The sequence below is a fragment of the Caballeronia fortuita genome, from assembly GCF_001544835.2.
In the GTDB taxonomy this organism is placed as follows: domain Bacteria; phylum Pseudomonadota; class Gammaproteobacteria; order Burkholderiales; family Burkholderiaceae; genus Caballeronia; species Caballeronia fortuita.
Map to the genome: position 1 here is coordinate 292,914 of NZ_FCNX02000003.1, position 24,808 is coordinate 317,721.

Annotated in this window: 23 protein-coding genes; 18 read left to right on the plus strand and 5 right to left on the minus strand. The window is 63.0% G+C overall.

What is annotated here, in order from left to right; translation table 11 throughout:
* Nucleotides 1-34: 34 nt before the first annotated feature.
* Entirely contained in the window at nt 35-469 is a 435-nt protein-coding gene (locus AWB77_RS08335) for a DUF3597 domain-containing protein (protein WP_061133932.1), read from the plus strand.
* A 218-nt stretch (nt 470-687) separates the two neighbouring features.
* Here the strand turns inward: AWB77_RS08335 and AWB77_RS08340 are convergent, their stop codons facing one another.
* Nucleotides 688-1,230 (minus strand): hemerythrin domain-containing protein, encoded by a 543-nt coding sequence (locus AWB77_RS08340; RefSeq protein ID WP_061133933.1) that lies wholly within the window; start codon nt 1,228-1,230, stop codon nt 688-690.
* 186 nt (nt 1,231-1,416) lie between these two features.
* Between AWB77_RS08340 and deoC the strand changes: the two genes are divergently transcribed.
* The 8 genes from deoC to AWB77_RS08380 all read left to right on the plus strand — a co-directional run bounded on the left by deoC (nt 1,417) and on the right by AWB77_RS08380 (nt 11,035).
* Nucleotides 1,417-2,421 carry a deoxyribose-phosphate aldolase gene (gene deoC / locus AWB77_RS08345; RefSeq protein WP_061133934.1) on the plus strand — a complete coding sequence of 335 codons (1,005 nt, stop codon included), beginning with the start codon at nt 1,417-1,419 and terminating at the stop codon, nt 2,419-2,421.
* A 26-nt stretch (nt 2,422-2,447) separates the two neighbouring features.
* Nucleotides 2,448-4,838 carry an aldehyde dehydrogenase family protein gene (locus tag AWB77_RS08350; RefSeq protein WP_061133935.1) on the plus strand — a complete coding sequence of 797 codons (2,391 nt, stop codon included), beginning with the start codon at nt 2,448-2,450 and terminating at the stop codon, nt 4,836-4,838.
* A gap of 62 nt (nt 4,839-4,900) precedes the next feature.
* The gene (locus tag AWB77_RS08355; RefSeq protein WP_061133936.1) at nt 4,901-5,383 is read left to right on the plus strand and encodes an RbsD/FucU family protein; all 483 of its coding nucleotides are present in this window, start codon (nt 4,901-4,903) and stop codon (nt 5,381-5,383) included.
* Nucleotides 5,380-6,312: a ribokinase gene (rbsK, locus tag AWB77_RS08360; protein WP_061133937.1), complete on the plus strand. Its 933-nt coding sequence runs from the start codon at nt 5,380-5,382 to the stop codon at nt 6,310-6,312. Before AWB77_RS08355 ends, rbsK begins: the two co-directional genes overlap by 4 nt.
* On the plus strand, nt 6,309-7,352 hold the full coding sequence (locus AWB77_RS08365) for an ABC transporter permease (RefSeq protein ID WP_061133938.1): 1,044 nt from the start codon (nt 6,309-6,311) through the stop codon (nt 7,350-7,352). The genes rbsK and AWB77_RS08365 overlap by 4 nt, the downstream gene beginning before the upstream one ends.
* A 52-nt stretch (nt 7,353-7,404) precedes the next feature.
* Nucleotides 7,405-8,409, plus strand: a complete 1,005-nt coding sequence (locus tag AWB77_RS08370) for a substrate-binding domain-containing protein (RefSeq protein WP_061133939.1) — start codon at nt 7,405-7,407, stop codon at nt 8,407-8,409.
* A 47-nt stretch (nt 8,410-8,456) separates the two neighbouring features.
* Nucleotides 8,457-9,977, plus strand: coding sequence for a sugar ABC transporter ATP-binding protein (locus AWB77_RS08375; RefSeq protein ID WP_061133940.1), 1,521 nt, complete (start codon nt 8,457-8,459; stop codon nt 9,975-9,977).
* A gap of 38 nt (nt 9,978-10,015) precedes the next feature.
* Nucleotides 10,016-11,035 (plus strand): ABC transporter permease, encoded by a 1,020-nt coding sequence (locus AWB77_RS08380; protein WP_244158504.1) that lies wholly within the window; start codon nt 10,016-10,018, stop codon nt 11,033-11,035.
* A gap of 78 nt (nt 11,036-11,113) precedes the next feature.
* On the opposite strand, the gene AWB77_RS08385 is transcribed toward AWB77_RS08380, so the two are convergent.
* Both AWB77_RS08385 and AWB77_RS08390 read right to left on the minus strand, forming a co-directional pair.
* The gene (locus AWB77_RS08385; RefSeq protein WP_061133942.1) at nt 11,114-11,836 is read right to left on the minus strand and encodes a DeoR/GlpR family DNA-binding transcription regulator; all 723 of its coding nucleotides are present in this window, start codon (nt 11,834-11,836) and stop codon (nt 11,114-11,116) included.
* Nucleotides 11,837-11,947: 111 nt separating this feature from the next.
* Nucleotides 11,948-12,628 (minus strand): dihydrofolate reductase family protein, encoded by a 681-nt coding sequence (locus AWB77_RS08390; RefSeq protein ID WP_061133943.1) that lies wholly within the window; start codon nt 12,626-12,628, stop codon nt 11,948-11,950.
* 132 nt (nt 12,629-12,760) lie between these two features.
* On the opposite strand from AWB77_RS08390, the gene AWB77_RS08395 reads away from it, so the two are divergent.
* Nucleotides 12,761-13,975 carry a YeeE/YedE family protein gene (locus AWB77_RS08395; RefSeq protein WP_061133944.1) on the plus strand — a complete coding sequence of 405 codons (1,215 nt, stop codon included), beginning with the start codon at nt 12,761-12,763 and terminating at the stop codon, nt 13,973-13,975.
* Between the two features lie 221 nt (nt 13,976-14,196).
* Complete coding sequence (locus tag AWB77_RS08400; protein ID WP_061133945.1) at nt 14,197-14,448, plus strand: hypothetical protein; 252 nt, start codon at nt 14,197-14,199, stop codon at nt 14,446-14,448.
* A 289-nt stretch (nt 14,449-14,737) separates the two neighbouring features.
* Here AWB77_RS08400 and AWB77_RS08405 read toward each other — a convergent pair whose 3' ends face one another.
* Together AWB77_RS08405 and AWB77_RS08410 are read right to left on the minus strand one after the other, a co-directional pair.
* Complete coding sequence (locus AWB77_RS08405) at nt 14,738-15,862, minus strand: DSD1 family PLP-dependent enzyme (protein ID WP_061133946.1); 1,125 nt, start codon at nt 15,860-15,862, stop codon at nt 14,738-14,740.
* 31 nt (nt 15,863-15,893) lie between these two features.
* Nucleotides 15,894-16,796 (minus strand): DMT family transporter, encoded by a 903-nt coding sequence (locus tag AWB77_RS08410; protein ID WP_061133947.1) that lies wholly within the window; start codon nt 16,794-16,796, stop codon nt 15,894-15,896.
* Between the two features lie 187 nt (nt 16,797-16,983).
* On the opposite strand from AWB77_RS08410, the gene AWB77_RS08415 reads away from it, so the two are divergent.
* From AWB77_RS08415 to AWB77_RS08445, 7 genes are read left to right on the plus strand one after another with little or no spacing between them, the layout of a single operon-like run.
* Nucleotides 16,984-17,289: a non-heme iron oxygenase ferredoxin subunit gene (locus tag AWB77_RS08415; RefSeq protein WP_061133948.1), complete on the plus strand. Its 306-nt coding sequence runs from the start codon at nt 16,984-16,986 to the stop codon at nt 17,287-17,289.
* A 14-nt stretch (nt 17,290-17,303) separates the two neighbouring features.
* Nucleotides 17,304-18,548 carry an NAD(P)/FAD-dependent oxidoreductase gene (locus tag AWB77_RS08420; protein ID WP_061133949.1) on the plus strand — a complete coding sequence of 415 codons (1,245 nt, stop codon included), beginning with the start codon at nt 17,304-17,306 and terminating at the stop codon, nt 18,546-18,548.
* The gene (locus AWB77_RS08425; RefSeq protein WP_061133950.1) at nt 18,535-19,827 is read left to right on the plus strand and encodes an aromatic ring-hydroxylating dioxygenase subunit alpha; all 1,293 of its coding nucleotides are present in this window, start codon (nt 18,535-18,537) and stop codon (nt 19,825-19,827) included. Before AWB77_RS08420 ends, AWB77_RS08425 begins: the two co-directional genes overlap by 14 nt.
* Nucleotides 19,828-20,337 carry an aromatic-ring-hydroxylating dioxygenase subunit beta gene (locus tag AWB77_RS08430; RefSeq protein WP_061133951.1) on the plus strand — a complete coding sequence of 170 codons (510 nt, stop codon included), beginning with the start codon at nt 19,828-19,830 and terminating at the stop codon, nt 20,335-20,337.
* Nucleotides 20,338-20,357: 20 nt separating this feature from the next.
* Entirely contained in the window at nt 20,358-22,763 is a 2,406-nt protein-coding gene (locus tag AWB77_RS08435) for a xanthine dehydrogenase family protein molybdopterin-binding subunit (RefSeq protein ID WP_061133952.1), read from the plus strand.
* On the plus strand, nt 22,760-23,596 hold the full coding sequence (locus AWB77_RS08440) for an FAD binding domain-containing protein (RefSeq protein ID WP_061133953.1): 837 nt from the start codon (nt 22,760-22,762) through the stop codon (nt 23,594-23,596). Before AWB77_RS08435 ends, AWB77_RS08440 begins: the two co-directional genes overlap by 4 nt.
* A gap of 19 nt (nt 23,597-23,615) precedes the next feature.
* Nucleotides 23,616-24,806 (plus strand): xanthine dehydrogenase family Fe-S subunit, encoded by a 1,191-nt coding sequence (locus AWB77_RS08445; protein WP_061133954.1) that lies wholly within the window; start codon nt 23,616-23,618, stop codon nt 24,804-24,806.
* Nucleotides 24,807-24,808 lie beyond the last annotated feature (2 nt).

Consider the following 24,808-nt stretch of genomic DNA (forward strand, 5'->3'; position numbering starts at 1 on the left):
GCTCGTCACAGGGCTCACTACCACAGGAGGCGCCATGAGTATCTTTTCCAATATCCTGAACAAGATCTTCCATCACGACAGCGCACCGGCCAGCGCCCCGAGTACGGGCCAGGCCGCCGCACCGCAGTCCGCGCCGGCGGGCGGCACGCCGCAGGCCGCGCCCGCTACATCGACCGCTGCCTCGACTCCGGCGCAATCCGCCGCGCCGATGCAGGAAGTGGACGTCGAAGCGGTCCTGACGCAAATGCAGGCCAATCACAGCGAGCAACTGAACTGGCGTACGTCGATCGTCGATCTGATGAAACTGCTCGGTCTGGACAGCAGCCTGTCCGCGCGAAAGGAACTCGCGTCGGAACTGCATTACACCGGCAATACGGAAGATTCCGCCGCGATGAACATCTGGCTGCACAAGCAGGTAATGCAAAAGCTCGCGGAAAACGGCGGCAAGGTGCCGGACGATCTCAAGTAAGCACGTGCCTTTTAGCGCCGCGCACGCCGTTTCTTCGGCTTGCGCGGCGGCGTCAGCGCGGCTGTCAGTATTGTCGACGCTTGCCGCTTCGCTTGCGCGGTAGCGCGGCCTCGCGTCGACCCGATTATCGCGTTCGCCCCGGAAAGCCACATGCTGAGGAACGGGTTCTTTTTCGTCCAAGGGTTCTTCATCATGGGCCTCCGGTAGCGTGCGCGTGCTCAGTGCAAACGCATCGTGTTGTCGCCGGCGTCCTTCGGAATCTTCGCTTCCAGTTCTTCCTTGCGCTGCATCAGCTTTGCACCCAGCGCGTCGAGATCGGCGCCGGACTTGCGCAATTTCGGAAAGAGTTCCGATTCTTCTTCTTCGATGTGGTGACTTACCATCTCGCTCATCACCTTGAACGTCGCATCGAAGCCTTTGTCGCCAGCCTTCAGTTTCGTGAACTTTTCGATCAGCACTTTCACGAGGTAGTGTTCGACGTAAGCCTCTTCGACGTCAGGCCGATCGTCTTCATCCAGCGCTTCCTGCGCGGCCGGATACAGCAGTTCTTCCTCGATCATCGCGTGCACGGTCAGTTCTTCGCAGGCGCGTCGGACGAGCGTGGTCTTGGCGTCGAGATCGTTTTCTTCCGCTTTCTCGAATGCGTCGAAAAGTTTCTGCACGGCGCGATGATCGTCGATGAGGATCTGAATCGCGTCCTGGGAAGACGCGCTGCGGGTTGCGGTAGCGGTCGTCGGTTCGGTGGGGGTTTGGCGCGCCATCGTGATCTCCTTTTTTCGGAAAGTGGGGTTCACGAACCTGAGCAAAGCGCGGGCCTAGCTTGCAGCCGACTGACGAAGCCGCCTCCGAACTTTCCCTATGTCACGATCCTAACAAGAATGCTATAAACTGAGATCAATCTATCAAAAACTGTTGTGCGTCGCACAAGACGCCGGCATATCGATCTCATGCTGGAAACTGCATCGAAGTCCATCGTCGCGTGGCCCGGAAAGGCCCAGGCTCACAGCGCCCGCAATCCCGGCGTGCCGTTCGATTTATCGTGGCTCGACGGTCTGCGCGTCAATCAGTCGGCGGTGACGCGCCGTGCATCGACGCTCGGCACGCGCCGCGCCGTCAAGAAAGATGCGCAGGCGGCGTGGCTGCTGAAGGCCATCACCTGCATCGATCTCACGACGCTCTCCGGCGACGATACACACGGCCGCGTCGAACGTCTCTGCGCGAAGGCGCGCCGTCCGTTGCGCGACGATCTGCTCGACGCGCTCGGCATGATGCCGGCGTCGATCACGACAGGCGCGGTGTGCGTCTATCACCGTTACGTGAAGACTGCCGTCGATGCGCTCGAAGGCAGCGGCATTCCGGTGGCGGCCGTATCGACGGGCTTTCCCGCCGGCCTCAATCCGCACGATCTGAAGTTGCGCGAGATCGAGGCGTCGGTGAAAGATGGCGCATCCGAGATCGATATCGTCGTCACGCGCGAGTATGTGCTGACAGGAAACTGGAAAGCGCTCTACGACGAGATGCGCGATTTTCGCGCGGCATGCGGCGACGCGCACGTGAAGGCGATTCTCGCGACCGGCGATATCCGCACGCTCTCGAATGTCGCGAAGGCGTCGATGATCTGCATGATGGCCGGCGCCGATTTCATCAAGACATCGACGGGCAAGGAAAGCGTCAACGCGACGCTCGGCGTGTCGCTCGTGATGGTCCGCATGATCCGCGAGTATCTCGCGCGCACGGGCGTCATGATCGGCTTCAAGCCGGCGGGCGGCGTATCCACCGCGAAGTCCGTGCTCGAATATCAGATCCTTATGAAGGAAGAGCTCGGGCGCGAATGGCTCGAAGCGGACCTGTTCCGCATCGGCGCATCGAGTCTGCTCGCGGATATTGAGCGCCAGCTCGAACATCATGTGAGCGGACGCTATTCGTCGTTCAACCGCCATCCTGTGGCCTGATTCAACCGACTTCACTACACAGCCTCATGAGCGTTGCCGAATACTTCTCCTCGATGGAATACGGACCCGCACCGGAAGACGATCGCGCCGCGCGCGCATGGCTCGATCAGCACGACGGCCGCTTCGGTCACTTCATCAACGGCGCATGGCGCGACAGCGGCGACGCCGCACGCTTCGACTCGCGCGAACCCGCGACGGGCCGCGTGCTCGCATCGATCGCGCAAGGCAGCGAGGCCGATGTCGATGCCGCCGTGCAAGCCGCGCACGATGCTCTCGAAGGCTGGCAAGCCATCGGCGGCGCTGGGCGCGCGCGTCATCTGTATGCGCTTTCGCGCATGGTGCAGCGGCATAGCCGTCTCTTCGCCGTGCTCGAATCGCTCGATAACGGCAAGCCGATCCGCGAGTCGCGCGACATCGATATCCCCCTCGTAGCAAGGCATTTTCTGCATCACGCGGGATGGGCGCAGTTGCAGGACAAGGAGTTCGCGGACTGGGCGCCGCTCGGTGTGATCGGTCAGATCGTGCCGTGGAATTTTCCGCTGCTGATGCTTGCGTGGAAGATCGCGCCCGCGCTCGCGCTCGGCAATACGGTCGTGCTGAAGCCTGCCGAATTCACATCGCTGACGGCGCTGCTGTTCGCTGAACTCGCGCACCGCGCGGGCTTGCCGAAGGGCGTGCTCAACATCGTCACCGGCGACGGCAGCACGGGCGCGGCGCTCGTCGAACATCGACGCGTCGCGAAGATCGCGTTCACGGGATCGACCGAAGTGGGCCGTCAGATTCGCGCGAATACGGCGGGCTCGGGCAAGTCGCTCACGCTCGAACTCGGCGGCAAGTCGCCGTTCATCGTGTTCGACGATGCCGATATCGACAGCGCCGTCGAAGGCGTCGTCGATGCGATCTGGTTCAATCAGGGACAAGTATGTTGCGCGGGCTCGCGTCTGCTCGTGCAGGAAGGCATCGAAGCACGCTTCGTCGAGAAGCTCAAGCGCCGCATGGATACGCTGCGCGTCGGCACGTCGCTCGATAAGGGTATCGACATGAGCGCGGTCGTCGACGACATTCAGCTCGAACGCATTCGCGCGCTCGTCGATAAAGGTGAAAGCGAAGGCTGCGAAATCTATCAGTCGCCGCGCGCCACGTTGCCCGAGAGCGGCGCGTTCTTTCCGCCGACGCTCGTCACCAACGTCGCGCCCGCATCGACGCTCGCGCAGGAAGAGATCTTCGGCCCGGTCCTCGTGACGATGAGCTTCCGCACGCCGGAAGAAGCCGTCTCGCTCGCGAACAACACGCGCTACGGCCTCGCCGCGAGCGTGTGGAGCGAGAACATCAGCCGCGCGCTCGACGTCGCGCCGCGTCTTCAATGCGGCGTCGTGTGGATCAACGCGACCAATCTCTTCGATGCGGCCGTCGGCTTCGGCGGATATCGCGAGTCGGGCTTCGGCCGCGAAGGCGGACGCGAGGGCATCTACGAATACCTAAAGCCGCGTGCATGGTCCAAGCTGCCGGTTCGCGGCGAAGCGAAACCGTTGCAGGCGCAGCCGGATTCGCTCGTCGATGCGGGCAACGTCAGCGCGCTCGATCGCACGGCGAAGCTCTTCATCGGCGGCAAGCAGGCGCGGCCCGACAGCGGTTATTCGCGGCTCGTGCGATCGCCTGCGGGCGAGATTGTCGGCGAAGTGGGCGAAGGCAGTCGCAAGGACATTCGCAATGCAGTCGCGGCTGCGCGCGGCATGACGAAGTGGTCGTCGGCGAGCGCGCACAACCGTGCGCAGGTGCTGTACTACCTCGCGGAAAATCTGAGCGCACGCGCCGATGAATTCGCGAAGCAACTCGTTACGCGCGCCGGTTCGAGCGAGCGCGATGCGAAGCGCGAGGTCGAGGCATCGATCGCGCGATTCTTCACGTATGCCGCATGGGCCGACAAGTACGATGGCGCCGTGCATGCGCCGCCGCTGCATGGCGTTGCGCTCGCGATGCACGAAGCGCTCGGCGTGATCGGCATCGTGTGTCCGGATGAAGCGCCGTTGCTCGGCTTCGTGTCGCTCGTCGCGCCCGCGCTCGCGCTCGGCAATCGCGTGGTCGCGGTGCCGAGCGAAACATGTCCGCTCATGGCGACGGACTTTTATCAGGTCGTCGAGACATCGGATGTGCCGGGCGGCGCGCTGAACATCGTCACCGGCGATGCGCGCTCGCTGGCTCAGACGCTCGCGCAACACGACGATGTCGATGCGCTCTGGTGCTTCCACGGCGCGGCGCTGTCGGCGATGGTGGAGCGCGAGTCGATCGGCAATCTGAAGCGCACGTTCGTCGATCAGGGCCGCGTGTTCGACTGGCACGATGCCGCGAGCGAAGGGCTGCCATTCCTTCGTCAGGCAGTGCAAGTAAAGAACATCTGGGTGCCGTACGGAGATTGATCTAAAGAATTGACCGGGCGCAGAACTCGATACGAGACGCGCTCACGCATGGAGGAGACGCTGTGCTGAAGAACATCGATCCGCTTTTGAACGCCGATATCCTGTACGCGCTCGCCGCGATGGGCCACGGCGATGAAGTCGTGATCTGCGACGCTCATTTTCCCGCCGATTCCGTCGCGCGCAAGACCGTGCTGGGCCGCGTGCTGCGCATGGACGGCGTGAGCGCGCCGCGTGCGGTGCGCGCCGTGCTTTCGGTGCTGCCGCTCGATACGTTCGTCGACGATCCCGCGGGCCGCATGGAGATCGTCGGCGATGCAACCACGTTGCCTGCCGTGCAGCGCGAAGCGCAACGCGAAGTGGACGAGGCCGAAGGACGCGCATTGCCCTTCGCACCGGTCGAACGCTTCGCTTTCTACGAGCGCGCGAAGAACGCATATTGCGTGATCGCGACGGGCGAGGCGCGCGGCTATGGCTGCTTCATCTTCAAGAAGGGCGTGCAGCTCGCGCCGGATGCGCCCGAAGCCGCGCACGGAGGCACGCGATGAGAAGCGTCGTCATTCTCGGCATCTATGTGACGGACCTCGCGTTTCGCGCGCAGCGCATGCCGTTGCTCGGTGAAACCGTCGCGGGCTCGGCGTTCAAGATGGGTCCGGGCGGCAAGGGCTCGAATCAGGCCGTGGCCGCCGCGCGCGCGGGTGCGGACGTGATCTTTCTAACGCGCATCGGCGCGGACGCGTTCGGCGACATCGCGCAATCGACGTGGGGCGCGGAAGGCATCACATCGCGCGCGATCGTGATGAACGACGTCGCGACGGGCGCCGCGCATATCTATGTCGACGAGAACACGGGCGGCAACGCGATCATCGTCGCGGCGGGCGCGGCAGGCGCGCTCGTGCCCGAAGACGTCGATGCGATCGAAGACGATATTGCCCGTGCCGGCGTCTTCGTCACGCAACTCGAACAACCGATTCCCGCCGCGCGGCGCGGACTCGAACTCGCGCGCAAGCATGGCGTGACCACGGTCTTCAATCCCGCGCCGGCACTGCCGCTTCCCGACGATATCTATGCGCTGTGCGATTACATCACGCCGAACGAAACGGAAGCGGCCGCGCTGACCGGTGTTGCCATAACGAATGTCGATGACGCACGCCGCGCCGCCGATGTGCTCTTGAAGAAGGGCGTGCGTGCCGTGATCGTCACGCTTGGCGAAGCGGGCGCGCTCTTGCATACACCGCTTGAATCGACGCTCGTGCCCGCGTTCGATTGCGGCCGCGTCGTGGAGACGGCCGGCGCGGGCGACGGCTTCACGGGCGGTTTCGCGGCCGCGCTCGCACGCGGCGAAGGTCCGGCCGATGCAGTACGCTTCGGCTGCGCGCTCGCGAGCATTTCGGTGACGCGTCCCGGCACCGCGCCGTCGATGCCGCGTCTCGATGAGATCAACGCATTGTTAGCGGAAAGGAGCGTCACGCAATGAAAGCGTCGAAGTGGCTCGCCGATCGTCAGTTCAATTTTCTGATCGGCGTGAACGTGCTCGTCGTGATCGTCGCAACGTGGATGTCGCACGGCCAGTTCCTCGACATCGACAATCTTCAATCGATGGGCGGCCAGTTGCCCGAGCTCGGCCTGCTCGCGCTCGGCATCATGTTGTCGATGGTGTCGGGCAACGGCGGTATCGATCTGTCGGGCGTCGGCCTCGCGAATCTGTCGGGCATGGTCGCCGCGATGCTGTTGCCGCATATGGTCTCCGCCGACGATTCGCCCGCGCTCTATACGGCGGTGTTCGTCTGCATCGTCGTGGGAATGGGCGGGATCGGCGGCTTGCTCAACGGCGTCGTGATCGCGAAGCTGAGGCTCACGCCGATCCTCTGCACGCTCGGCACGCAACTGCTCTTCACGGGCATTGCGGTGGTGTTGAGCAACGGCGCGTCGGTGCGCGTGGAGTATGTCGATCCGCTGTCGAACATCGGCAACGGCACCTTTCTGCAAGTGCCCATCTCGCTGTGGATCTTCATCGCCGCCGTTCTGCTGCTCGGCTGGATACTCAAGCGCACGCCGTTCGGCCTGCGTCTCTATCTGATGGGCACGAACCCCAAGGCCGCGTTCTATGCGGGCATTCCGCGCGCGCGCATGCTGATTCTCACGTATGGCATGTGCGGCGTGCTCGCATCGCTCGCGGGTCTCATCAGCGCGACGCATACGTCGAGCGCGAAGTGGGACTACGGCAACTCGTATCTGCTGATCGCGATCCTGATCGCGGTGATGGGGGGCGTCAATCCGGCGGGCGGCTATGGACGCATCGTGTGTGTGTTTCTCGCCGCGACGGTGTTGCAGTTCCTGTCGAGCCTCTTCAATTTGCTCGGCGTATCGCAGTTCTTCGGCGATTGCGCGTGGGGCTTCCTGTTGCTCGCGTCGCTTGCTTTCGCGGGCGGCGAGCGCGTGCGCGCGATCTTCGGCATCGGCGGTGCCGCGCCCAGGCGCAATGTTCCACCGCCGCCCGCATCGACCGGACGTTAGTGTTGCGTGTGATGTTCAAAGAAACCAATCGATAGATCAAGGAGACAACGCAATGAAGCTGAGCAAACTGGGCACCGCGCTCACCGCGGTCGCACTCGCGGCGGGCGCGATCGCTGCGGCACAGGCCGCGACGAACGAGACCATCGTGACGGTCGTGAAGGTGACCGGCATCAACTGGTTCAATCGCATGGACGAAGGCGTGAAGGAGTTCGGCAAGGCGAATCCGAACATCAATGCGTATCAGACGGGACCGGGCCGCGCCGACGCCGCGCAGCAATTGAAGATCATCGAAGATCTGATCGCGAAGAAGGTGACGGCGATTGCGGTCGTGCCCTACGATCCGCCGACGCTCGAACCCGCGCTCAAGAAAGCGATGGATCGCGGCATCAAGGTCGTCACGCACGAAGCAGACAACGCGAAGAACACGATGGTCGACATCGAAGCCTTCGACAACACCGCATACGGGGCGGGCCTGAACGAGCGGCTCGCGAAGTGCATGAACAACCAGGGCAAATGGGCGGTGCTGGTCGGCTCGCTCGGCTCGCGCTCGCAGGTTCAATGGGCCGATGGCGGCATCGGCAATGCGAAGGCCAAGTATCCGAAGATGGATCTGGTCGAGCCGAAGCTCGAAACGAACAACGATGGCGAGCGCGCCTATCAGGTCGCGAAGGAAGTGCTGCGCAAGCATCCGGATCTGACGGGCTTTCAGGGTTCGTCGTCGCTCGACGTGATCGGCATCGGCCGCGCGGTCGAGGAAGCGGGCAAGGTCGGCAAGATCTGCGTGTACGGCACCGGCCTGCCGACCGAAGCGGCGAAGTTCCTCGAAAGCGGTGCGATCAACGGCATCGCGTTCTGGGATCCGAAGCTCGCCGGTCTCGCGATGAACAAGGTCGCGCAGATGCTCGTCGACGGCAAGGAAGTGCAGAACGGCGCGGACCTCGGCATCACCGGTTATAACAAGGTGACGGTCTCGAAAGGTCCGGGCAAGGGCGTGATCGTGCGCGGCACCGGCTGGGTCGATGTCGACAAGTCGAACTACAAGCAATACAACTTCTGATGCCATTCGCGAGGCGCACTGCGGTGTGCCTCGCTCAAGTACACGATATGACACCGCTCCTCGAAGTCGTCGATATCCATAAGCGCTTCACCGGCGTGTATGCGCTGCGCGGCGTGAGCCTTTCGTTCGAACGCGGCCAGATCTATCACTTGCTCGGCGAGAACGGTTGCGGCAAGAGCACGCTCATCAAGATCATCTCGGGCGCGCAACCGCCCGATGAAGGCGAACTCGTCATCGAAGGCGTGCGTCATACGAAGCTCTCGCCGCTCGAGTCACTTTCTGCGGGTATCGAGACGGTCTATCAGGATTTGTCGTTGTTGCCGAACATGAGTGTCGCGGAGAATGTCGCGCTGACCTCGGAACTGGCGGAACATGCGGGCAAGCTCGCGCGCACGTTCGATCGCCGTGCGCTCGCGCAAACGGCCGCGCGTGCGCTCGAAGCAGTCGGCCTGCCAGGTGATGGGGAGTTCCAGAAGACGCTCATCGAACAACTGCCGCTCGCAACGCGTCAGCTCGTTGCAATTGCGCGCGCGATTGCGAGCGAAGCGAAGTTCGTCATCATGGACGAGCCGTCGACATCGCTCACGCAGAAGGAAGTCGATAACCTCATCGCCGTGCTGGCGCGTTTGCGCGCGGACGGCGTCGCCGTGCTGTTCGTGAGTCACAAGCTCGACGAGTGCTATGCGATCGGCGGCGAAGTGATCGTCTTGCGCGACGGCCAGAAGATGACGCAAGGTCCGATCGAAAACTATACGAAGGCGCAGATCAGCGAGCTCATGACGGGCAAGCATCTGTCGACGGAACGCTATCGCGCGCAAGGCGACGAAAGCGCGTCGCAGATCGTACTCGACGTGCAAGGTCTCGGCCGCAAAGGCCAGTTCGCCGATGTGGCGTTCAAGCTGCACAAGGGCGAGATTCTCGGCGTGACGGGGCTGCTCGATTCGGGCCGCAACGAACTCGCGCGTGCGCTTGCAGGCGTTGCGCCCGCCGACATGGGCGCCGTGACGCTCGACGGCATGCGCGTGCGCCTGCATTCGCCTGCGGATGCGAAGGCGCAACGCATCGGCTATGTGCCGGAAGATCGCCTGAACGAAGGCTTGTTTCTCGACAAGCCGATTCGCGACAACGTCGTCACCGCGATGATCGCGAGCCTGCGCGACCGCTTCGGCCAGATCGACCGCAAGCGTGCGCAAGCGCTCGCGGAGCGCACCGTGAAGGACTTGCAGATCGCGACACCCGACGTCGACAAGCCGGTGCAATCGCTATCGGGCGGCAACCAGCAACGCGTCCTGATCGGCCGATGGCTCGCGATCGATCCGCGCGTGTTGATCCTGCATGGTCCGACGGTCGGCGTCGACGTGGGATCGAAAGACATCATTTATCGCATCATGCAGCGGCTGTCGAAGGAGGGCATCGGCATCATTCTGATCAGCGATGACTTGCCCGAGCTGCTGCAAAATTGCGACCGTATTCTGATGATGAAGAAAGGCCGCGTCGCGAACGAATATCGCGCGGATCGCTTGAACGAGGCCGAGCTTTATCACGCGCTACTTTCAGAGGCAGCATGAGCATGAGCGAATCCATCCGCCGCACGGGAAGCGAGACGATGCCGCAGCAGGCGGCGCAGGTCGCGCCGCGCGTGCGCAAGGGCAATCTGTACGCGCAACTGATGCGCAATCCGGAGTGGTTCACGGTCGGGCTGATCGTGGTGACGTGTCTGGTCGTGGGCAGCATCAACCCGCGTTTCTTCCAGTTCGCGACGCTGTTCGACATGCTGCATTCGGCGACGACGGTTTCTCTGTTCGCGCTCGGCACGCTCGTCGTATTAGCGTCGGGCGGTATCGACGTGTCGTTCACGGCGATCGCCGCGTTGACGATGTATTCGATCACCAAGGCCGTCTTCGCGTGGTGGCCCGAGTGCCCGTTCGTGCTGATCCTGCTTGCGGGCGCAATCGGCGGCGTGATTCTCGGCATCATCAACGGCATGCTCGTGCATAGGTTGAAGGCGCCGTCGCTGATCGTGACCATCGGCACGCAATATCTGTTTCGCGGGTTGCTGCTGACTTTCGTCGGCACACAGTTCTTCATGAACATCCCGCACAGCATGGATACGTTCGGGCGCTTGCCGCTGTTTTTCTATCACACGTCGGACGGCTTGCGCGCGGTGCTGCCGGTGTCGGTGCTCGCGCTCGTGATCGCGGCGGTCGTCACGTGGTGGCTGCTCAATCGCACGATGATGGGCCGCGGCGTCTACGCGATGGGCGGCTCGCTTGCGATTGCGGAACGTCTCGGCTACAACCTGCGCGCGATTCATCTTTTCGTGTTCGGCTATACCGGCTTGCTCGCGGGCGTCGCGGGCATCCTGCACGTATCGACGAACCGGCTCGCGAATCCGTTCGATCTCGTCGGCACGGAACTCGATGTGATCGCGGCGGTGATTCTCGGCGGCGCGCGCATCACGGGCGGCACCGGAACGGTCGTGGGCACGCTGCTGGGCGTCGTGCTGGTGACGCTCATCAATAGCGTGCTGATTCTCATCGGCGTGCCGAGCACGTGGCAGAAGGTCATCATCGGCGCGTTCATTCTGGTCGCGGGGACGTTGTTTGCGCTGGGACGCAGGCAGTAAAACCGTTCAGGAAAAAGCGGAACAAAAAAAGGCTCGTTCGAATGTGGAACGAGCCTTTCCGTTTTTTATCGGAACGATTCAGTCGCGTTTGCGATGCGACTGTCCTTCCTCGGTAATCACGGAATCGAATTCGGAAAGCTGCGAGAAGCGCACGGCCTTGACCTTGCCGAATTTGCTCGCATCGACGACCAGATGACGTTCCACCGCGCTCGCCATCGCAGCCTGCTTGATGGCGACTTCATGAAAGTTCCAGCACGTGACGCCGCGTGCTTCATCTACGCCGCCCGCCGACATGAACGCCTTGTTGATCCCCATGCGCCGCAAGGTCTCGACGCTCTCGTCGCTCGCGAACGATTCCGACGACGGCACGTACACGCCGCCGAGCAGGATCATCCGCACGTTCGGCTTGCGCCGCAGGATCTCCGCGACGTTGAGCGAATAACACACGACGGTCAGATGCATCTCCGTGGGAATCTGCCGCGCGAGTGTGGTCAGGGTCGTGCCGCAATCGATGAAGATGGTTTCGCTGTCCGCGAGCAGACGCGCCGCATGATTCGATGCGACGGCCTTCGCCTGCGCGAAATGATCCTCCTCTTCCTCGATGGTGTAGCCCGCATTGGGCACGTCGGCGGCGCTGACGATATAGCCGCCGAGATAGGTGAACTGGCCGGGATGCGCCGCGATATCACGGCGCACCGTCATTTCCGATACGCCGAGCAAGGCGGCCGCATCGCGCAGACGCATGACGTTCTGTTTTTCGAGCGCGCCGGAGAGGGCGCGCAGGCGGTCGTTCTTGGCCATCGGAGCGGCGCTGTGTGATGTTAGATTCTATTCGCGGGATGAAAGAATTATAACAATGCAAGCCGCGCTTTTAGCGGCTTGTGGCGGGTCGCGCGGGTAAATCCCGAGACGTCAGGACCTGCGTGTGTAGCGCAGCCAGACGACGTCGTGTTCCAGTTTTTCGACGGAGTCGAGCTTGAGATAGGCGGGCGCTTTCCACTGGTCCATCGCGACTTCGAACGATGACGTATGCGCTTCGCGTCCATCGACCAGCGGAATGATCAGCACGCTGACTTCGTCGGCGAGTTGCGCATTGACGAACGCGCCCGACACATGACCGCCGCCTTCAACGATCAGCGTTCCGATCTTTAGTTCGCGTTCGAGCGTATCGACAACGCGCTTCAGTTCGATATCGTCCTTGCCGCCGAACACATACGACGCATCGATTGATTGCAGATACGCGAGGTAGTCATCGTCGACACTCTCGGCCAGCACTTCGACGATATGTGATTCGAGCGCCGTATTGCTCTTCCACGCGACACGTCCCTTCGGATCGATGGAAATGGCGTACTGGTTCGCGTCGCGCCTGGCGAAATGATCCGTGCGAGCTATCGGCCCCTTCGCGAGTCCGCGCGGATAGTCGCGATCCTTGCCGTGCGAGATTTCCTGCATCGTCACGCGGCCGCACACCCAGGCATCGGCGTTGAACTTCGCGGCGGTGTCTTCGTATGTCGGCGACGCGTATTCGAGATTCCAGTTATCGGTGAGGCTGCGGCCGTCGACCGACGACATCATGTGACAGACGATATGCATTTCGTTCTCCAGGGGCTAAGGCGGGAAAGGGCTTCGTGCATCGATCGGTGCAAGCGCCGTGCCGCCTGCGAAGATCACGCAAACGCGAGAAAATATGTACTTGTTCCGCTTTTTTTTGAAACGCTTCCAGTCATGTCAGATATCGCCACCACCATGCCGCGTCGCGCGGACATCAACCCGAAGCCGCTCGCCGTCGCGGCGCTGCTGATCGTGCTCGGCGCGGTGTATCTCGGGCAAACCGTCGGCGCGCGTCAGGCTGCGCTGTATGTCGTCGGCGCGCTGCTAGGCGTCGCGCTCTATCACGCGGCATTCGGTTTCACGTCGGCGTGGCGCGTGTTCATCGCCGATGGACGCGGCGCCGGACTGCGCGCGCAAATGTTGATGCTCGCGGTCGGTGTCGCGCTGTTCTTTCCCGCGCTGTCCGCGGGTACGCTTTTCGGAACACCCGTGACCGGGCTCGTGTCGCCTGTGGGCACCTCGGTGATCGTGGGCGCGTTTATCTTCGGTATCGGCATGCAGTTGGGCGGCGGCTGCGCGTCGGGCACGCTGTACACGGTCGGCGGCGGCAGCACGCGCATGATCGCGACGCTCGTTGCGTTCATCGCGGGTTCCGTCATCGCGACCGCCCACATGCCGTTCTGGACCGCGTTGCCGCAATTGCAGCCGATATCGCTCGTGAAGACACTCGGCGCCGGCCCCGCGCTCGCCGTCAACTGGATCGTGTTCGCGCTGATCGCGGCGGTGAGCGTCGTCATCGAGAAACGTCGTCATGGCAAGCTCGTCGCCGCGCACGTGCAGCCGGCGCATACGTCGCCGTGGCTGCACGGGCCGTGGCCGCTCGTGGCGGGCGCCATCGCGCTCGCCGTGCTCAACTTTGCGACGCTCGCGCTGTCCGGTCGGCCGTGGGGCATCACGTCGGCGTTCGCGTTGTGGGGCGCGAAGGCGGCGGCGCTCATCGGCGTCGATACCGCGAACTGGCCGTACTGGACGAGCAAGGCCAACGCTGCCGCGCTCGCCGCGCCGATTTCGCGCGATGTGACTTCAGTGATGGATATCGGCATCGTGCTCGGCGCGATGCTGGCCGCCGCGCTCGCCGGCCGCTACGCGCCCGTGTGGCGCGTGCCGATGCGCTCGCTGATCGCGGCGATCGTCGGCGGACTGCTGCTCGGCTACGGCGCGCGGCTCGCGTATGGCTGCAACATCGGCGCGTATTTCAGCGGCATCGTGTCGGGCAGTCTGCACGGCTGGCTGTGGCTCGTCGCCGCGTTTTTCGGCAATGTCGCCGGCACACGGATGCGTCCGTTTTTCGGACTCGAAGTCGAACGCCTGCGGCCTACGTCCTGCTGAACATCACGCGCGCGATGTATTTTTGAGCGTGAAGTTGGCGACCTAGCCGTCCGGATGCAGCGAATCGCGCCTGAAGCAATGCTGCGCGCGCGGCCGAGCGCCGCTTACGCGCGTGGCCTCAAAGCGATCGCACGATATTCCGGAACGTTTCGGATCATCGGGAAACGAATTGCGTGTGCGAGACGCATCGGACTGCCGGACGATGTGCGAAAATCGCCGGCATGAAAAAGACCATTCTGCTCGTAGTTCCGGTGTTGCTGATCGCGCTTGTTCCGCTTGCGCGAGCGAGCGTCGAATCGGGCGCGCACCAGTTCAAAGAGGACGTGAAATCGGCGGGGCGCCAGACCGGGCACGCGGCCCGCGATGCTGCGCATGCTATCGGCGACGGTGCGAAGTCGGCGGGTCATGCCATCGCGGATACGTCGAAGCGCGGCTATCATGCGACCAGGAAGTGGGTGACCGGCAAAGAATAAATCGATCGTCGCCGCTCGACATCCCCGCGCGTGGCGAAGCGGAGATCGACCTCTTATTCGATGAAACGTCAGTAGACGAACCTGTTCGGCCACGCACTGCGCGCAGGGCCAACGCGAGGCTTTCGCATCGCGGGGTAGTGCTGTCTTGTGCTCGCGTTGCGCTTCGTCGTCGATCATGATGGATAGGGCGCTCGCGCTCGTCGGCTACAGCGTTGCACGAGTCCTGCGACGGGCCTCGTGCTCGGCGGCCTCATGGTCTATGAGCGCCTTGGCGCGCTGAGCGATGCCGTCACCAGCCGTGAAAGCGCGGCCATTCGACCGTGCTGCCATCGCTCGACAGCCCGTGATACGCGGGATATTGCGCGCCCGTCGCGCATGCGTGATTCGGCAGAATGCGCAGCTTCATGCCGATGGGAAAGCGCCCCGCGAGATCATCGCAATTCGCAACGGCGAGAATGCCGTGCTCCTGATTGGCACCAACGAGCTCGCAGCCTTCGAGCGGGGTGCCGTCGAGCGCGCAAGCAAGCCCATAGCCATAATCACGCGTCTGCTTCGACGTGCCGCGATCGCGGCTCATCGCCATCCATCCTGCATCGACGATGACCCAGCCCTTGCCGGGCTGATGACCGATGACGCTCGCAAGCACGCTCAACGCGATGTCGCTCGAATCGCAAACGCCGACGTTCGCCATGACGAGGTCGAAAAGCACGTACACGCCGGCGCGCACTTCGGTCACACCTTCGAGATGCCGGGCGGCGAGCGCGGTCGGCGTCGAGCCGATGCTCACCGTTCTGCACGGAATGCCCGCGTCGCGCAGACGTTGCGCCGCGTGCACGCATCCGGCACGTTCCTGTTCCGCGAGCGCGGCGAGCGCCTCGGGATCGTTCAGTTCATAGCTTGAACCCGCATGCGTCATCACGCCGCCTACTTCGATACCGCCGTCGTGCAGCACGCGGCCGATGGAGACGAGCGCGTCATCATCGGGTGTGAGACCCGAGCGATGACCATCCGTATCGATCTCCAGCCACACTTCGAATGTATCGTTCGCCGCTTTGCAGAACTCGACGATCGCCACGGCCGCCGCCACGTTGTCCGCGATGATCTTCAGATCGCAGCCGTTTTGCTTGAGCGCCAGCGCACGCGGCAGTTTCGCGGGCGCCATGCCGACGGCGTAGAGAATGTCCGCGACGCCCGCCGCGAAAAATTCCTCGGCTTCCTTCAACGTCGATACGGTGATGCCGCGCGCGCCCGCCGCAATCTGGGCACGCACGACATCGGCGCACTTGGTCGTCTTCACATGCGGGCGAAACGTCACGCCGAGTGCGTTCAGATGCGTCTGCATCCTGTCGATGTTGCGCTGCATTCGCGCGATATCGATGATGGCGGCGGGTGTGTCGAGTTGTTCGAGTTTCATGATTGCATTGTCGAGCGATGGTCAGGCGATGTCAGGCGATCGGTCCTTCGGGGAGCTTGCGTTGCCATGCGACGGCGATCGCACTGCCCACGATCAGCGCGATGCCCGCGAGCGAAAGCGGCGCGATGACCTCGCCCCACGCGATGTACGCGAAGAGCGCCGCCCACACAATGCTCGTGTAGTTGAAAGGCGCAAGCGTACCTGCGTCGGCGCGCCGAAAGGCCACCGTCATCAGGATCTGCCCGGCGGTCGCCAACGCGCCGAGCAACGCCATCAGCACGAGCGCGTCGAGCGCCGGCGTCTTCCAGCTGAACGGCAACGTGGCCGCGGTGACGACGGTTCCCACCATCGTAAAGAACAGGACCGTGGTGCGTGAATCGTCGGTCGAGCGGATCCGTTTGATCTGAATGATCGAGAGCGCGCCGCACAACGCGCTGCACAGCAAGAGCGCCGGCCCGAGCCAGTTCGACTCGCCGCCGCCCGGGCGCACGACGAGCAGCACGCCTGCGAAGCCGGCGAGCGCAGCCACCGCCGAGCGCGTCGTGAGCCTATCTTTCAGCATGAAGGGCGCGAGCACGACGACGAGCAACGTCTCCGAATACGCGATCGCCACGGCCTCGCCGAGCGGAATGTACGGCAAGCCCGCAAAGAAGAAACCAGATGCGCCGAGCAACGTCAGCGCGCGCCAGGTCTGTCCCCTGAAGTCGAGGCGCTTCATGCGATCCATCAGCGAACGCTCGCCGACGCAACACGCCGCGATAGCCGGAACGAGGCCGAACAACATGCGGAAGAACGTGAGCTCATTTGCCGGATAGTGCAGCGCGACGGCTTTCGCGAGCGTATCGACGATAGCAAAGCACAGCATCGAAGCAAGGATGAAGCCAATGCTCGCAATCGGCAGAGGGTTCGTGCGTGTGACGACGGTGGAGGGCATGACGCTCGAGGTCGTGTAGGAGCCTCGAATCATCGCATAGTTGCACCTGCCGCACGGACGTGGACCCGTTCGGGCCCGATCTCTACGGGAAAGCCATTATTTTTGATCGGTTGACTCGACGAAAAGTCCTGCTAGCATAGCTTCAACAGATCATCAGCATACTGATTGATTTCCGAAGGGGCGACGGATGGCACTCAAATTCGCGGCGAAGCTCGCCGATCTCGTGGAAGACGAACCGCTCGGCGTGACGATCGGCGAGGAGCGCATCGCGCTCTATCTGCTCGATGGAGACGTGCACGCCACGCACAACGTTTGCACGCATCAGTTCGCGCTGTTGAGCGATGGCTATATGGAAGACGGATGCATCGAATGTCCGCTGCATCAGGGGCGTTTTGACATCCGCACGGGCGCCGCGCAGTGTGCGCCGGTCACGCAGCCGATCCGCGTGTACGGCGTGCAGGTGGAAGGCGGCGAGATCTACGTCGATCTCTGATACGCGTGAAGACCATGACGCAGACTGTACTCATCATCGGCGCGGGGCAGGCGGGTGCGCGCGCGGCGCAGGCGTTGCGCACGCACGGTTACGAAGGGCGCATCGTGCTTGCCGGCGATGAACGTCATGCTCCGTATGAAAGGCCGCCGCTGTCCAAGGACGTGCTCATCGCACCGGACGACGACGATTGCTTCAAGGGCTGGGTACATACCGCCGAGCTTTACGTCGATGCGCGCATCGAATGGCTCAACGATCGTGTGTTGAAGCTCGATACCCAAGCGCATGTCGCGATGCTCGAACGCAGCGGCGCATTGCGCTACGACCATTGTCTCCTGACGACGGGCGGCCGCGCGCGCCAATTGCCGGGCGCGATCGAAGGCCCGCATGTCTTCTATCTGCGTACGCTCGACGATGCGATGCGTCTGCGTGCGCGGCTCGCCACCGCGCGATCGGTCGCCGTGATCGGCGGCGGATTTCTGGGGCTGGAATTTGCGGCGAGCGCGCGAACGCGCGGCATCGACGTCAGCGTGTTCGAAACGGGATCGAGCTTGTTGGCACGAGCATTGCCGCCGGTGCTCTCCGAACGTTTGCGCACGAAGCACGAGTCGCACGGCGTGCGCTTCATGTTCGATGCGAAGGCGCTGCAAGTCGACGCGCACGCAACCGGCGTGCAGATCAACGCGGAGAGCTTCGATCTGTGCGTGATCGCCATCGGACAGACGCCGAACGACGAACTCGCGCGAGACGCGGGCATGACGACGAATAACGGCATCGTCGTCGATCGTCATTGCCGCACATCCGCGCCCGATGTCTACGCGGCAGGCGATTGCGCGAACTTTCCGTTCGGCGAGAACGATCGCGCGACGCGTCTCGAATCGTGGCAGAACGCGCAGGAACAGGCGATCGTCGCGGCGCGCAATATCACCGGCGATGCAGTCGCCTATGCGCCGACGCCGTGGTTCTGGACCGATCAATTCGACTGGAACATCCAGATGCTCGGCCTGCCGGATAGCGCGGCCGATCGATGGATCGAACGCGCGGGCGCCGATGGCAGGACCGTGCTCATGGGCCTGCGCGATGGCGTCATCGCTCAGGTTGTCGCGATCAATCAGGGGGGCGAGTTGCGTGCGATAAGACGGCTCGTCGAAGAGGGCGTGCCGGTGGACGCCGCCATGCTCGCGGACCCCACGATCAAGCTGCGTCAGCTCGATAAGCTGCTTCGCTCCACACACTCGGGAGATCAAGGTGTACTCGTCTGAAACGATCATCGGCGTTCATACGCCTCAATCCAAGAATCCGCCGATCGAAGGTCTCGCGTGGCCCGAAGAAGGGCTGCAATGCATCCCCGACTGGGTCTATACGAGCGAAGCCGTCTATGCACGCGAGGTCGAACGCATCTTTCATGGCCGCACCTGGAACTTCGTCGCGCTCGAAGCGGAAGTGCCGAACGCGGGCGACTACAAGCGCTCGTATGTCGGACCGACGCCGGTTGTCGTATCGCGCGCGGAAGACGGCTCGATCAACGTGTTCGAGAATCGTTGCGCGCATCGCGGCGCGGAGTTCTGCCGTCACAGCCGCGGCAACAACAAGGAGTTCGTGTGCCCGTATCACCAATGGTCGTATGACCTCAAGGGCAATCTGCAAGGCGTGCCGTTCAGACGCGGCGTGAACAAGCTCGGCGGCATGCCGAAAGACTTCCGCAACGACGCGCACGGCTTGCGCAAACTCGCGGTCGCGACACGCAACGGCGTTGTGTTCGCATCGTTTTCGCACGACATGGAATCGCTCGAAGACTATCTCACGCCCGAGATTCTCGAAGACTTCGACGCCGTGTTCAACGGCAAGCGTCTGCGCGTGCTCGGCTTCTACAAGAACGAGCTGCCGTGCAACTGGAAGATGTATCACGAGAACCTGAAGGATCCGTATCACGCGACGCTGCTGCATTCGTTCCTCGTGGTGTTCGGCTTGCTCGTGGCGGGCAATCGTTCCGCGATGGTCGCCGACAGCAAGTACGGCATCCACGGCACGATGGCCTCCGCGAAAAGCGAATCGCTGTATGCCACCATCGACGAGGACAAGAAGAAGGAGATGCGCTCCTTCCACGACGGCATGACCTTGCGCGATGAACGCTTCCTCGAATTCATCAAGGAGTTCGATTCCGAATGGTCAGTGACGATGCAGACCATCTGGCCGAATCTCATCGTGCAGCGCGAGATGAATACGCTCGGCGTGCGCCATATCGTGCCGAACGGCCCCAACAGCATGATCATGCTCTGGACCATGTTCGGCTATGAAGACGACACCGAAGACATGGTGCGGCACCGTTTGCGTCAAGGCAATCTGATGGGACCGTCGGGCTTTCTCGGCCTCGAAGACAACGAAGCGATGAAGTTCGTGCAGGAAGGCGTGCGCCGTTCGGTGAGCGAGCGCAGCGTCATCAAGCTCGACGGAGACAAGATCGGCACCGCCGACAACCTCATCTCCGAAGCGGCCATTCGCGCCATGTACAAACATTATCGTGAAGTGATGGAGTTCTAGATGTTGCCAGGATTCGAGAAACAGGACATCGCGCACGACAAGGCGCTCATCGCGCGCGCGGCGGTCGAGGACTTTCACGCCGAATACTGCGCGGCGCTCGATGGCGGCGACATCGAACGCTGGCCGGAATTCTTCACCGAGAACTGTCTTTATCGCGTGACCGAGTATGAGAACGCCGCGAACGGCTATCCCGTCGGGCTCGTCTATGCGGAAGGGCGCAACATGCTGCGCGATCGCGCGGTGGCCATCGCACGCACGCAGATGTTCGCGCCGCGCCAGATGCTGCACTTCGTCTCGAACGTGCGCATTCTGAACGCGACCGACGAGGAGATCGTCGCGCAGAGCAACTACATGCTGCTGCAAACGCTCGTGGAAGGCGCAACGACCTTGCATCAGGCAGGCCGTCTTTTTGACCGGTTCGCACGCAATGGTAACGTGCTTCTTCTGAAGGAAAGACAGGCGGTCTACGATACCGCGATGATCGCCAACGATCTCGCTTACCCCGTCTGAACCTCGCTGGGAGAGAGCGCATGAGTGAATCGGAACACATGGAAGCGCCGGCCGAAAGCGGTGGCGTCGGCGCGCGCGTGAGGCGTCGCGAAGACGAACGGCATCTGCATGGCAAGGGCAAGTTCGTCGCGGACTACACATTCCCCGACTTGCAGGAAGTGGCGTTCCTGCGCAGTCCGGTTGCGCATGCGCGCATCGTCCGTATCGGCAAGCCGGCGGATCGCGCGGGGCAAGTGATCGTGCGCGGCGACATGCAAGGCGCGACCGATATCGTCGCCGATTCGAGTCTGCCCACATACAAGCCATCGTCGCATCCGCCGCTCGCGTCGGGCAAGGTGCGTTTCGTCGGCGAACCCATTGCGATGTGCTTTGCGAAGACGCGCGCGCAAGCGGAAGACATCGCAGAAGAAGTCGAACTCGATCTCGACGAACTGCCGGCGTTCCCGAACGCGTTCGTTGCACGCGACCGTACCGATGTGCGCGTGCACGATCACTGGACCGACAATCTCTTTCTCGACCTCAAGGCCGACATCGACTTCGACGAGCGTTCGAAAGACGCGCCCGTCGTCGTGAAGCAGAAGGTCGATCTCGCGCGTCAATGCATGGTGCCGATGGAAGGCAAGGCCGTGCTCGCGTACTGGGATCACACGCATTCGCAACTCGTCGTCATCACGTCGACGCAAGTGCCGCACATGATTCGCACGGTGCTCTCGCAATGTCTCGGCATCGATCATGCGCAAGTGCGCGTCATCTCGCCCGATGTCGGCGGCGCGTTTGGCTACAAGTGCGTGCTGCAGCAGGAAGAGTTGTGCATCGCGTGGCTTGCGCTGACTTACAAGAAGCCATTTCGTTTCATCGAGGACCGGCGCGAACATCTGATCGCCGGCGCGAACTCGCGTCAGCATCATTACGAACTCACCGCTTACGCCGATAAGAACGGCCGCTTGCTGGCACTCGATGCAGAGCTGCTGATCGACGGCGGCGCGTATTCCGCATGGCCCTTCACGATCGGTCTCGAAACGGGACAGGCGCTCGGCAATCTTCCCGGACCCTACGATTTCAGGGGTTATCGTTGCCGCACGCAATGCGCGGCGACGAACAAGCCGGGCTTCCTGCCGTATCGCGGCGTGGCGCGCACAGGCGTGTGCTTCGCGATCGAACTGACGATGGACGCCATCGCGCGCGCCGTCGGGCGCGAAGCATGGGAAGTGCGTCACGACAACCTCGTGCGCGGCGCGGACATGCCTTACACGAACGTCGTGAAGAAGCACTACGACAGCGGCGACTTCCAGGAAAGCCTGCGACGCGCGGTAGCGCAACTCGATGTGCCCAAGTGGCGCGCGCGGCAAAAGTCGGGCGAGAAGGATGGCCGGCTCGTCGGCATCGGTTTCGCGACGTTCACCGAGCAATCCGCGCATGGCACCGCGGTGTTCGCATCGTGGGGTCTGCCGGTCGTGCCGGGCTACGATCTCGCGACCGTTCGCATTACCGCCGATGGCGGTCTCGAAGTGCGCGCGGGCATACACTCGCACGGTCAGGGCATGGAGACGACGCTCGCGCAGATCGCGAACGAAGTGCTCGGCGTGCCGCTGCAGAAGATCAAGGTCGTGCATGGCGATACCGCGCTCACGCCGTATTCGACGGGCACGTATGCATCGCGCAGCATCGTGATGGCGGGCGGCGCGGTTGCGACGACATGCCGCGAGCTCCTGCCGCGCCTCGTTCTCATCGGCGCGCATCTGCTCGGCGAAGCACGCGACGCGGTGCGTTTCGAGCACGGCGAAGTGATCGGCGCAACGGGGCGCGTGTCGATCGAAGACATCGCGTCCGCATGGTATCTGCGGCCCGAACGCCTGCCCGCCGATGTGAACCTGGCGGGCCTCGAAGCGACGCAAGGCTTCAAACCGAAGGTCGATACGGGCGCGTTCAGTTATGCGACGCACGCGGCGGCGGTCGCCGTCGATCCGAAGACGGGCGATGTCGAGATCCTGGATTATGTGATCGTCGAAGATTGCGGACGCATGATCAATCCGATGGTCGTCGAAGGACAGACGATAGGCGGCACGGCGCAGGGCATCGGCACCGCATTCTATGAAGAGACGCTCTACGACGACAACGCGCAACCGCTCACGTCGACGCTCGCCGATTACATGCTGCCCGGACCGACGGAGTTGCCGTCGCTCAAGATCATTCATATGGAAACGCCGTCGCCTTATACCGAGTTCGGCGCGAAGGGCGTGGGCGAAGGCGGTGCGATCGCGCCGCCGGCCGCGCTCTTCAATGCCGTCAACGATGCGCTCGTGCCGATCGGCGCGAGCGTATCGGAAACGCCGTTGACGCCGCGTCGTCTGCTTGCGGCGATCCATGCGGCGAACGCGCGCAAGGCGGCGAGCAAGGAAGAACTGAGTCAGGAGGTGGCGGGATGAAAGCCGCTGCGTTCGAATATGTGAGGGCGACGTCGTTGCCCGATGCGCTCAGGGAACTGAGCGGCGCGAAGCCGATATCCGGCAGCCAGTCGATGGGCCCGATGCTCAATCTGCGTCTCGCGCGGCCGGGACGTGTCGTCGATGTCTCGCGCATTGCGGATTTGCGCAGCGTGTCGGAAGCGGGCGAATACGTGCGCATCGGCGCTTCAGTCACGCATGCCGAGATCGAGGATGGCAAGCATGCGCTGCTGCGTCATCCGTTCATGCAGCATGTCGCGGGCGGCATCGCGTATCGTGCGATACGCAATCGCGGGACGATCGGCGGCAGTCTCGCACATGCCGATCCCGCTGCCGACTGGCCGCTCGCATTGTCCGCGCTCGATGCGCGTCTGGAACTGTCGAAGGCAGGCGGCACGCGGCAAGTGCGCGCGAGCGAGTTCATGCTCGGCGCATTCACGACGTTGCTCGAAGACGGCGAGATCATCACTGCCGTGTTGATGCCGAAGCTCGGCCCGACGTTGCGCTGGGGCTATTACAAGCTGTGCCGCAAGACGGGCGAATTTGCGCATGCGAGCGCGGCCGCGGCCTTCGATGCACGCACGGGACTCGCCCGCATCGTGCTCGGCGCGCTCGATGGACCGCCGGGCGCACTCGACGATCTCGCACGACAGATCGCGCAACGCGGCCCCGACGCCGCTACCACAGATGCGCTCATGCAGGCCGTGACGAACGCGATGCCCAACGCCGACGCCATCGACAGGCAGATGCACACGGCCGCGCTCGAACGTTGTCTCGCGCAGGCGTTCGGCGTATCGAACGCGCATCCCGTTTAGAAGATCAGAAGAGACTGCAATGTCCGTCATCGAACTCACCATCAACGACCGATCCGTATGCAGCGATATCGAATCGCGTGTGCATCTCGGCGACTTCCTTCGCGACACGCACAACCTTACCGGCACGCATCTCGGTTGTGAGCATGGCGTGTGCGGCGCATGCACCGTGCTCGTCGATGGCGAGCCGGTGCGCTCGTGCATCACGTTCGCCGTCGCGTGCGAAAAGCAGAAGGTTCGCACCATCGAAGGCTTCGACGACGACGAGCTGATGAAGCGCCTGCGCCGCTCGTTCTCGATTCATCATGGCTTGCAATGCGGCTACTGCACGCCCGGCATGCTGATTACCGCGCGCGATATCGTGCAACGCTTTCCCGATGCCGACGAAGCGCGCATCCGGCTCGAACTCTCGGGCAATCTGTGCCGATGCACGGGCTATATGGGCATGGTCGCGGCGATCAAGGCGGTGCTCGCGGATCTGAAGGACAACCCGACTGAGCAAGCGCCCGCTGCACGCGCAATAACGATCGATGCGACGGTCGCCGCGCCCGCGTTCGAGACGTTCGCGGCAGCGCCGTCGGCGGCGCCGCAAGCGCCGGCGTCCGCGAGTGCGGCACCCGTCGATCAACCCGCTGCGCTTCGCAAAGGCTGGACCGCGATCGACGATAGCTTCGTCGTGCCCTTCGCGCTCGACAAGGTGTGGGCGTTCATGGGCGATCTGCCTTCGGTCACGTCCTGTCTTCCGGGCGCGGAACTCGTCGAGCACGATGGCGAAAGCGTGAAGGGCAAGATCGCGATCAAGTTCGGTCCGATGTCGGCGAACTTCGCGGGCGCGGCGCGCCTCGAACGCGACGACGCCGCGCATCGCGCGGTCATGCGCGGCGCGGGGCAGGACAACATCAGCCGTTCGCGCGCGAATGGCGACGTGACGTATGCGCTGACGAGCGAAGACGATGGCGCACGAACGCGTGTCGCCGTCACGCTCGAATACATGTTGCAAGGACCGCTCGCGCAGTTTTCGCGTTCCGGTCTCGTGAAGGATTTCGTGCGTCGCATGATCGCGGATTTCGGCGCGCGCATCACGGCGCAACTCGGCGGAGGCGACGCGCCCGAAGCAGCGGCAGCGGCATCGTCGGCGAAATTCAATGCGGGCAGCCTCGTATGGAGCGTCGTCTGGGGGCGCATCAAGCGGCTTTTCGGAAAGGGCGATTAAGC

Coding starts and splice junctions, on each gene's coding strand:
- AWB77_RS08440 (WP_061133953.1), top strand. CDS start 22,760: ATGAAAGCCGCTGCGTTCGAATATGTGAGGGCGACGTCGTTGCCCGAT.
- AWB77_RS08335 (WP_061133932.1), top strand. CDS start 35: ATGAGTATCTTTTCCAATATCCTGAACAAGATCTTCCATCACGACAGC.
- AWB77_RS08420 (WP_061133949.1), top strand. CDS start 17,304: ATGACGCAGACTGTACTCATCATCGGCGCGGGGCAGGCGGGTGCGCGC.
- rbsK (WP_061133937.1), top strand. CDS start 5,380: ATGAGAAGCGTCGTCATTCTCGGCATCTATGTGACGGACCTCGCGTTT.
- deoC (WP_061133934.1), top strand. CDS start 1,417: ATGCTGGAAACTGCATCGAAGTCCATCGTCGCGTGGCCCGGAAAGGCC.
- AWB77_RS08375 (WP_061133940.1), top strand. CDS start 8,457: ATGACACCGCTCCTCGAAGTCGTCGATATCCATAAGCGCTTCACCGGC.
- AWB77_RS08405 (WP_061133946.1), bottom strand. CDS start 15,862: ATGAAACTCGAACAACTCGACACACCCGCCGCCATCATCGATATCGCG.
- AWB77_RS08445 (WP_061133954.1), top strand. CDS start 23,616: ATGTCCGTCATCGAACTCACCATCAACGACCGATCCGTATGCAGCGAT.
- AWB77_RS08390 (WP_061133943.1), bottom strand. CDS start 12,628: ATGCATATCGTCTGTCACATGATGTCGTCGGTCGACGGCCGCAGCCTC.
- AWB77_RS08430 (WP_061133951.1), top strand. CDS start 19,828: ATGTTGCCAGGATTCGAGAAACAGGACATCGCGCACGACAAGGCGCTC.
- AWB77_RS08380 (WP_244158504.1), top strand. CDS start 10,016: ATGCCGCAGCAGGCGGCGCAGGTCGCGCCGCGCGTGCGCAAGGGCAAT.
- AWB77_RS08370 (WP_061133939.1), top strand. CDS start 7,405: ATGAAGCTGAGCAAACTGGGCACCGCGCTCACCGCGGTCGCACTCGCG.
- AWB77_RS08340 (WP_061133933.1), bottom strand. CDS start 1,230: ATGGCGCGCCAAACCCCCACCGAACCGACGACCGCTACCGCAACCCGC.
- AWB77_RS08385 (WP_061133942.1), bottom strand. CDS start 11,836: ATGGCCAAGAACGACCGCCTGCGCGCCCTCTCCGGCGCGCTCGAAAAA.
- AWB77_RS08350 (WP_061133935.1), top strand. CDS start 2,448: ATGAGCGTTGCCGAATACTTCTCCTCGATGGAATACGGACCCGCACCG.
- AWB77_RS08410 (WP_061133947.1), bottom strand. CDS start 16,796: ATGCCCTCCACCGTCGTCACACGCACGAACCCTCTGCCGATTGCGAGC.
- AWB77_RS08435 (WP_061133952.1), top strand. CDS start 20,358: ATGAGTGAATCGGAACACATGGAAGCGCCGGCCGAAAGCGGTGGCGTC.
- AWB77_RS08400 (WP_061133945.1), top strand. CDS start 14,197: ATGAAAAAGACCATTCTGCTCGTAGTTCCGGTGTTGCTGATCGCGCTT.
- AWB77_RS08395 (WP_061133944.1), top strand. CDS start 12,761: ATGTCAGATATCGCCACCACCATGCCGCGTCGCGCGGACATCAACCCG.
- AWB77_RS08415 (WP_061133948.1), top strand. CDS start 16,984: ATGGCACTCAAATTCGCGGCGAAGCTCGCCGATCTCGTGGAAGACGAA.
- AWB77_RS08365 (WP_061133938.1), top strand. CDS start 6,309: ATGAAAGCGTCGAAGTGGCTCGCCGATCGTCAGTTCAATTTTCTGATC.